Source organism: Bradyrhizobium sp. PRIMUS42 (assembly GCF_023006515.1).
In the GTDB taxonomy this organism is placed as follows: domain Bacteria; phylum Pseudomonadota; class Alphaproteobacteria; order Rhizobiales; family Xanthobacteraceae; genus Bradyrhizobium.
Genome location: NZ_JALBGZ010001306.1, coordinates 1 through 897 on the forward strand (window position 1 = coordinate 1; position 897 = coordinate 897).

At 67.6% G+C, this 897-nt stretch carries 1 protein-coding gene and 1 pseudogene; both read left to right on the forward strand.

Features of this window, described 5'->3' with window-relative positions; all coding sequences use genetic code 11:
* Window positions 1-280, forward strand: a pseudogene (locus MOV75_RS39905) (ABC transporter ATP-binding protein); the annotation flags it as partial.
* A 33-nt stretch (window positions 281-313) separates the two neighbouring features.
* Window positions 314-895: a flavin reductase family protein gene (locus MOV75_RS39910; RefSeq protein WP_246931243.1), complete on the forward strand. Its 582-nt coding sequence runs from the start codon at window positions 314-316 to the stop codon at window positions 893-895.
* Window positions 896-897: the final 2 nt, after the last annotated feature.

An 897-nucleotide genomic window follows, 5' to 3' on the forward strand; every position in this document is an offset into this window, starting at 1 on the left:
CGACGAGCCGCTTGGCGCGCTGGACGCGCTGACCCGGATCTCGATGCAGCGTCTCTTGGAGCGCGTCTGGCGCGACCAGGGCTTTACCGCGATCCTCGTCACCCACGACGTCGCCGAAGCGGTCGCGCTGGCGGATCGCGTGCTCGTGATCGAGGACGGCCGCATCGCCCACGACGTCACGGTTAACGCAGGCAGGCCGCGTCAGCGCGGTTCGGCCGAGCTTGCCGGCCTCGAAGGCTCGATCCTGAGCCACCTGTTGTCGGCGGACGATCGTACCTAAATACAGGGAACCCCGCCTTGGGGGAGCAATACCATGAATGTAGTGCCCCGCGATCTCATGACTGAAATCCCCGTCTCGTCCGCCGATTTCCGCGGCGCCATGCGCCATCTCACCGGCGGCGTCAGCGTCATCACCGCCGGGCGGGGCAAGGACATCACCGGCATGACGGTGACCTCGGTGACCTCATTGTCGGTCGAGCCACCGACGCTGCTGGTCAGCATCAACCGCGATGCCTCCTCCTTTCCGCTGATCCGGCGCCACGGCGCCTTCGGCGTCAACATCCTCAATGCCGACCAGCTCGATGTCGCCGAGCGCTTTTCCGGCAAGGGCGGGCTGAAGGGCGCTGATCGCTTCGCCGGGGCCAGATGGGTGACGGCGGTCTCGGGCGTTCCGCTCCTGGCCGGCGCGCTGTCGGCCTTCGACTGCGAGGTCGAGGAGATCGTGGAGCGCCACTCGCACGGCATCGTCATCGGCCGTGTCAGAGACATCAAAAGCTTGACCCGCACCGCTGCGCTGGCCTATTGGCACGGCCAGTACGTCGCGGTCGACCAGGACGAGGACGCGGTCAGGCTCGCCGACGTCAGCCTTCCCGCGCGGGGCCGGCGCGGCGTTTGATC

What these genes read in the sequence shown, in the direction of transcription:
- MOV75_RS39910 (WP_246931243.1), top strand. Translation starts at nt 314, where the DNA reads ATGAATGTAGTGCCCCGCGATCTCATGACTGAAATCCCCGTCTCGTCC.